The sequence below is a fragment of the Pseudomonas sp. GM49 genome (assembly GCF_000282355.1).
Taxonomy (GTDB): domain Bacteria; phylum Pseudomonadota; class Gammaproteobacteria; order Pseudomonadales; family Pseudomonadaceae; genus Aquipseudomonas.
Genome location: NZ_AKJL01000207.1, coordinates 1 through 6,912, shown reverse-complemented (window position 1 = coordinate 6,912; position 6,912 = coordinate 1). Strand labels below are relative to the sequence as shown.

Below are 6,912 nucleotides of genomic sequence, written 5' to 3'. Positions count from 1 at the left end.
CGCCCAGCCGGTACGGCTGTCGAACTTGGTTGCCGAAGAGAACAGCGGCAGGTCGCAACCGGCACAGGCGAACGTGCCGTCGCGATGCTCGTTGTTCAGCGGGCTGCTGTAGGCCCGTTCGGTGCCTTCTTCGCGAAGGATGTCGTACTGCTCGTCGCTCAGGATCCTGTGCCATTCGCTGTCGCTGTGGGTCACTTCGAACTCCTCGGCCGCACTGGCCTCGCTGATCAATGCCGTGCCTGTGGAAAACTTCGGCAACAGACCAATCGCCAGGGCTGCCACCCCCAGCCCGCCGCTCGCTAGAAGAAATTGCCGTCGTGAAAACATGCTCGCCTCCAAAAATCCAGGGGTGTTTCATGGAACACAGCCTAGGCTTTGGGTGATCGCAAAATCCTCACGGGAAGTTAAACAATTCGTGATAACTCGGGCGCTGAAAAACCCGCACAATGAATAACGCCAATTTGTGTAGGAGCGAGCTTGCTCGCGATGGACGTTAACAATGACGCGGGTGCCTTGAATGATCGCGGTGCCCTTGCGTCCTTCGCGAGCAAGCTCGCTCCTACAATGAGCGGCATTTCGCACAATGGGTGGATTGAGCTGGATGGAACAGACCAAACGCGTCCTCGTGGTCGAGGACGATATGCATATCGCCGACCTGATCTGCCTGCATCTTCGCGATGAGCAGTTCGAGGTGGTGCACAGCGCCGATGGCGATGAAGGCATGCGCCTGCTGCAACAGGGCAACTGGGACGCACTGGTCCTCGACCTGATGCTGCCCGGTGTCGACGGCCTGGAGATTTGCCGACGCGCCCGGGCCATGGCCCGCTACACGCCGATCATCATCACCAGCGCGCGCTCCAGCGAAGTGCACCGGATTCTCGGCCTCGAACTGGGTGCCGACGACTATCTGGCCAAGCCCTTTTCCATGCTCGAACTGGTGGCCCGGGTCAAGGCGCTGCTGCGCCGGGTCGATGCCATGGCGCGCAACCTGAAGATGGACGCCGGCAGCCTGCTCACCGACGGCCTGGCCATCGACCCGATCACCCGCGAAGTGTCCCTCGACGGCCGCCGTCTGGACCTCACGCCCCGGGAGTTCGACTTGCTGTACTTCTTCGCCCGCCAGCCCGGCAAGGTGTTTTCGCGCATGGACCTGCTCAATGCCGTGTGGGGCTACAGTCACGAAGGCTACGAGCACACGGTCAACACCCACATCAACCGCCTGCGCGCCAAGATCGAGGCCGATCCGGCGCAACCGGTGCGCATCCTCACGGTCTGGGGCCGCGGCTACAAATTCGCCACCGGTGAGGAGCCGCAGCCATGAGGCTGACCCTGACGCAACGCCTGTCCCTGGTGTTCGCCGTGCTGCTGCTGGTGTGCTGCGGCACCTCGGCGTGGTTGCAGGTGCGCTCCAACCAGATGCATGAGCAGGAAGTGGTGCAAGGCTTGTCCCGGGACCTGGCGCAGCACATCGCCCGTGACACAGTGCTGATGGACACCCAGGGCCTGATGCCCAATGCCGTGCGCGATCTGTTCAGCAAACTGATGCAGGTCAACCCGAGCGTCGAGGTGTATCTGCTCGACACCGCGGGCAAGATTGTCGGCAGCGCCGCGCCCGAGGGCCGCATCCGTCGCGAACGGATCGACTTGGCGCCGATCCAGCGCCTGCTACGGGGCGACGCCCTGCCGATTCTCGGCGACGACCCGCGCAGCATCGATGCCCGCAAGGTGTTCAGCGCTGCGCCGCTGAAGGTCGATGGCAAGCCGGCCGGTTATCTCTACGTGGTATTGCTCGGCGAGGACCACGACCGCCTGGCCGAACGCGGCGCGACCAGTGCGGCGCTCAACACAGCGCTGTTGTCCATCGGACTGGTAGCCCTGTTGTGCCTGATTGCCGGTCTGACGGCGTTTGCCCTGATCACCCGGCCGTTGCGCCGCCTGACCGAAACCGTCAGCCAGTTCGACATCGATGGCGTACCAGTCATGCCAGCCCCGCCCGTCGCAGTGGAAAAAGCCGCCAGCCACGATGAAATCGCCGTGCTCGATGCCGCGTTCCGGCAAATGCAGGCACGCCTGGGCGAACAATGGCGTTCGTTGACCCGCCAGGATCAGGAGCGCCGCGAACTGGTGGCGAACATCTCCCACGACTTGCGCACGCCGCTGGCCTCGTTGCACGGCTATCTGGAAACCCTGTCGCTCAAGGACGCCACGCTGTCCCCGGCCGACCGCCGTCGCTATCTGGGCATCGCGCTGGACCAGAGCCGCAAGGTGGGCGGTCTGGCGCAATCGCTGCTGGAACTGGTGCGGCTGGAGCACGGTTTCGTGCAACCGGTGCTGGAACGCTTTTCCCTGACCGACCTGGCCCAGGATATCTTCCAGAAATTCGAACTCACCGCCGAGGCGCGCAAAGTCGAACTGAAGGCCACGTTCGCGCCGAACGTCTCGGCCGCCTGCGCGGATCTTGGGTTGATCGAGCGGGTGCTGACCAACCTGTTCGACAATGCCCTGCGCCATACCCCGCCGGGTGGCGAGGTCGAACTGGAGCTGCGCCCGCAAGGGTCGTACATCGAAGTCACGGTCAGTGATACCGGCCCGGGCATTGCCCCGGAACTGCGCGAAGGGCTGTTCCTGCGACCGTTCAATATCGGCGGCGCACGGCGCGATGGGGGGTTGGGGCTGCGGATTGTGCATCGCATCCTGCAATTGCATGGGCGCGAGATTCAGTTGATCGATGTGCCGGGGCGGGGTGCGACCTTTCGTTTTTCGTTGCCGATTGATGAAGAAACCGCATCAGCGTTGGCGGTGCGCTCGATGAACCTGAATACACCGCGGCAGGCCTGACAGACCGCGGCGCCTGCATCGCGAGCAAGCTCGCTCCCACAGGGTTAGTGGGTGTACGCAAAATCTGTGAACACCTGAAAACACTGTGGGAGCGGGCTTGCCCGCGATGAGGCCAGCCTGAACAACTGAAAACTTCGATCAGTCCCGATACCCCGGCGCCACTCGATCCAGCATTCGCAACAACGCCGCCCACGCCAATTGCATGGCATCCGGATCGTTCAACTCCCCTTCATCCAATGGCCGCCCCGGATCATTGAACTGCCGCTCGGTGTGCGCGCAAACCTCGGCCGACGGCAACACCAGCTCACCGGCAGCTTGCGCAGCCAACTGGATTTCACAGGCTTTCTCCAGGTAATACATGCGCATGAACGCCTGCCCTACCGTCTCGCCCACCGTCAGCAAACCATGGTTGCGCAGCATCATCACCGGCTTGTCGCCCATGTCCGCCACCAGCCGTTGCTGCTCACTCAGGTCCAGCGCCACGCCTTCATAGTCGTGGTAGGCAACGCGGCCATAGAACTCCATGGAAATCTGATTGACCGGCAACAACCCGCACTTCAACGCCGCCACCGCACACCCGGATTTGGTGTGGGTGTGCAGCACGCATTGCGCATCCTCACGGGCACCGTGGATGGCGCTATGAATCACAAAACCGGCCGGGTTCACCGGGTACGGCGACGGTTCCACAGCGTGGCCATCGAGATCGATCTTGACCAGACTGGACGCGGTGATCTCGTCGAACATCAGCCCGTAGGGGTTGATCAGAAAGTGATGCTCCGGCCCCGGAATGCGCACCGAGATGTGGGTGAAGATCAAATCGGTCATGCGAAAGTGCGCAATCAAGCGGTAGCAGGCCGCCAACTCTTCACGCAGACGTTGCTCTGTCGATGTCATGCCACGGTGCTCTCTTTCACGGTGCAGTCTTTCACGGTGCAATCTTCCAGCCCTTGCCCCAGGGCATCCCAGCCATCGAAGCCCCGGCGAGCGATGAACACCAGGCGTGTGGCGTTGGCCCTGGCGTCATCCAGTGCCGGCAGAAACTGACTGCGGGTGCCGACATGTTGCAGCCAGTGCGCCGTGCTGCCCGGCGTTAGCAGCACCAGGCCTTTGACCCGGAATACATCACTGGGCAGCGCCCTCAACCAGCCACGCAAGTACTCGACATCGAGGGCCGCGTTGCTCTGCCACAACCAGCTGCTGAACATCTCGCCGTGATCGCCAGCGGCCACCCGGGTCAGCGGTTTCTGTGCCCGGGGCTCAAGGTCCAGATCGGTATCCAGCCACAACGCATCGGGCAACTCGGCCTGCACACTTTCATGCACGCGAGTCCTGGCGCCCAATGCATCGCGCAGCGTTTGCAGCTGTGATTCATCGACCAGGTCAGTCTTGTTCAACAGCAACAAGTCGGCAGCGGCCACTTGTGCCCGAGCCAGGCGTGCGTACTCACCATCGAGTTGCAGATGACGGGTGGCGTCGACCACGGTGATGACCATGTCCAGTTGCATCTGGCTGCGCAGTTGCGGGTAGGCCAGGGTCTGCACGATGCGCTGCGGGTCGGACACACCGCTGCACTCGATGACGATGCGCTCCAACCTTGGTTCAAGCTGCGCCAGGCTGCCGAGCTGCGCCAGCAGGTCTTCCTGCACGGTGCAGCAGATGCAGCCGTTTTGCAGGCTGTACACCGCGTCGGTAACTTCGGAAACGATGGCCGCATCGATGTTCAGCTCGCCGAAATCGTTGACGATCACCGCCAGCCGACTGCCTTCGGCACGGCGCACCATGCGGTTGAGTAGCGTGGTTTTACCGGCGCCGAGAAAACCCGACACCACGGTCACGGCGATACGTGGAGAAGTCATTTTGCCTTGCCCTCCAGCACCGGTGGTTCGCCCTGCCAGACAGCTTTGAGGCCGACCGCTTCCAGCGTTGAGTGGCGGTCGTAAACCAGTTGCCCTTCAACAAAGGTCAGCAGCACTTGGGTCTTGTGGATGTAGTTGCGTGCCGGTGCAGCGAACAGGTCGCGGTCGATCACGATCAGGTCCGCCGACTTGCCCACTTGCAGGCTGCCGGTGCTGTGTTCCAGGCCCATGGCCACGGCGCCATTGCTGGTGATCACGGTCAGCGCCTGTTCGAGGCTGATCGGGTCACCGAAGCAGGCCGGATCGTCGTTCCACGGGTTCTGCCGGGTGATCATGGTTTCCAGCGCCAGCCACGGGTCGATGGACGCCACCGGCCAGTCGGTGCCCATCACCGCGGTGCCACCGGCGGCGAGCACACCTTTGAAATCGTAGATGCGCTTGAGTCGCTCCTGACCGTAGCCGGAACGTGCGCCGCTGGCGAACGGCGTCGGGTACCAGGCGGCCGGGGAAAATTCGGCGATGACATTCAGTTCCTTGAAGCGCGGCAGGTTGCCGGGGTGCAGCAAGGTGCTGTGGGCGCACTGGTGGCGCACACCGCTGAAACCGTTGCGACGACGGGCCTCGGCCACGGCATCGAGGAACACGTCGGAGGCGCCGTCACCGGTGCAGTGGGCGATCACGCGGATGCCCTTGCGGTCCATGTCCACCACCATGTCGGTGATGTGTTCCGGGGTCAGGTTGAGCTTGCCGCGCCAGCTCGATTCCTGCGGCCACGGGGTCAGCAGGTACGAAGACTTCGGCTCGACCGTGCCGTCGAAATGGAACTTCACCGCGTTGGCGCTCAGGCGCGCGCTGCGGTAGTAGTGACGTTCACCGGCCAGCAGCTCCCAGCGGCGACGCACCGGGAAGATGTCGTCCTGCCAACTGATCGCCGCTTCGATGCGCACCGTCAGTTCTCCGCTGTCGTCCAGTTCCTTGAGGGCCTGCAAACGCTGTTCGCAGACGTGCACGTATTTGCTCGCCGTGACGCCACGCGAGCTCTGGAAATGCACGCCATCGCGATAGGCGCGGCGCAACACGCTGACCGGCGTCGGTGGCATGGCCGCGTGGATCATCGCGTAGGCGCCGTCGATCATCAGGCCGGTGGGTTCGCCGCTCAGCTCGTCACGTTCGAAATAACCGTTGCGCGGGTCGGACGTGTGGCGGTCGATGCCGGCCAGTTCCAGGGCCTTGGAGTTGACCATCATGGTGCCCCACATGCGGTCGAGCAGAGCCACCGGACGGTCCGGCATGACACTGTCGAGCCACTCGCGACCCGGGGTCAGGCCGGCCTCGCGGAAGGTGTAGCGCACCCAGTATTGGCCATAGATCCAGCCGTCGCCGGGATGGCTGTCGGCATAGGCGAGGATGCTTTCGCGCAGCTGTTCCGGGGTCGGGTCTTCGATGCCGACGTCGAGGTCATCGGCGTAGCGCGGTGCCAACGCGAGGTCGGGGTGAGTGTGCATGTCGTGCAGGCCCGGCATGCAGAACGCGCCTTGCAGGTCGTGCACGCGAGTGTTCGGGCCCTTGAACATCTCGATCTGGCCGAGGCTGGCGACTGCGATCAACTTACCGTCGCGGATGGCCACGGCCTCGGCCCACGGGTTGGCCGGGTCCTGAGTGTAGATACGCCCGTTGGCGAGGATCAGGTCGGCGTAGGTCCCCTGCACGGAATGGGTAGAGGAAAAGTTATCGGACTCAGCCATGTAAGCCACCTTTGAGTTCAGGGAGATTGAAAGGTCCACCGGGCGTTGAGCGTGTCGGCGACCTGAAAAAATTGTTGTTGTTTTAGTCAGCCAGAAACGTTGTGGCGTCGACCTCGATCATCACCGGTTCATGGCGATTGCCGAGTTGCCCGAGCAGCTCGCGCAAGCCGTGCAGATGGCTCACCCGGTGATGGGGCACGTGACAGCTCTGCGCCAGCGCAGCGAAGTCCGGCGTGAGGATGTCCACCCCCAGCAACGGCACCGCCTTGGCATTCATGTAGTCGCGGATTTCGCCATAGCTGCTGTTGTTCCACAGCAGCAGGATCACGCCGGCGCCGGCCTCTTTGGCGGCGATCAGTTCGGCGCTGGAAAACTGCAAGCCGCCATCGCCGACCAACGCCACCACCGGGCGCAGTGGTCGGGCCAGTTTGGCGCCGATGGCGGCGGGCAAACCGTAGCCGAGGGTGCCGTAG

The 6,912-nt window shown here is 63.2% G+C and carries 7 protein-coding genes; 2 read left to right on the top strand and 5 right to left on the bottom strand.

What is annotated here, in order from left to right; all coding sequences use genetic code 11:
• A partial coding sequence (locus tag PMI29_RS10600) for a peptide-methionine (R)-S-oxide reductase (protein WP_008000100.1) occupies positions 1 to 327 on the bottom strand: 327 nt, incomplete at its 3' end.
• A 274-nt stretch (positions 328 to 601) separates the two neighbouring features.
• Between PMI29_RS10600 and PMI29_RS10605 the strand changes: the two genes are divergently transcribed.
• Complete coding sequence (locus PMI29_RS10605; RefSeq protein WP_008000098.1) at positions 602 to 1,321, top strand: response regulator transcription factor; 720 nt, start codon at positions 602 to 604, stop codon at positions 1,319 to 1,321.
• A complete protein-coding gene (locus tag PMI29_RS10610; RefSeq protein WP_008000097.1) occupies positions 1,318 to 2,838 on the top strand; it encodes a sensor histidine kinase in 1,521 nt (506 codons plus the stop codon). The genes PMI29_RS10605 and PMI29_RS10610 overlap by 4 nt, the downstream gene beginning before the upstream one ends.
• Before the next feature lie 138 nt (positions 2,839 to 2,976).
• Here PMI29_RS10610 and PMI29_RS10615 read toward each other — a convergent pair whose 3' ends face one another.
• The 4 genes from PMI29_RS10615 to PMI29_RS10630 all read right to left on the bottom strand — a co-directional run.
• On the bottom strand, positions 2,977 to 3,732 hold the full coding sequence (locus PMI29_RS10615; protein WP_008000094.1) for a class II aldolase/adducin family protein: 756 nt from the start codon (positions 3,730 to 3,732) through the stop codon (positions 2,977 to 2,979).
• Positions 3,729 to 4,694 (bottom strand): CobW family GTP-binding protein, encoded by a 966-nt coding sequence (locus tag PMI29_RS10620; protein WP_008000092.1) that lies wholly within the window; start codon positions 4,692 to 4,694, stop codon positions 3,729 to 3,731. The genes PMI29_RS10615 and PMI29_RS10620 overlap by 4 nt, the downstream gene beginning before the upstream one ends.
• Positions 4,691 to 6,439, bottom strand: coding sequence for an amidohydrolase (locus tag PMI29_RS10625; protein ID WP_008000091.1), 1,749 nt, complete (start codon positions 6,437 to 6,439; stop codon positions 4,691 to 4,693). The genes PMI29_RS10620 and PMI29_RS10625 overlap by 4 nt, the downstream gene beginning before the upstream one ends.
• 82 nt (positions 6,440 to 6,521) lie before the next feature.
• The coding region (locus tag PMI29_RS10630; RefSeq protein WP_008000089.1) for a thiamine pyrophosphate-dependent enzyme at positions 6,522 to 6,912 on the bottom strand (391 nt) is incomplete at its 5' end.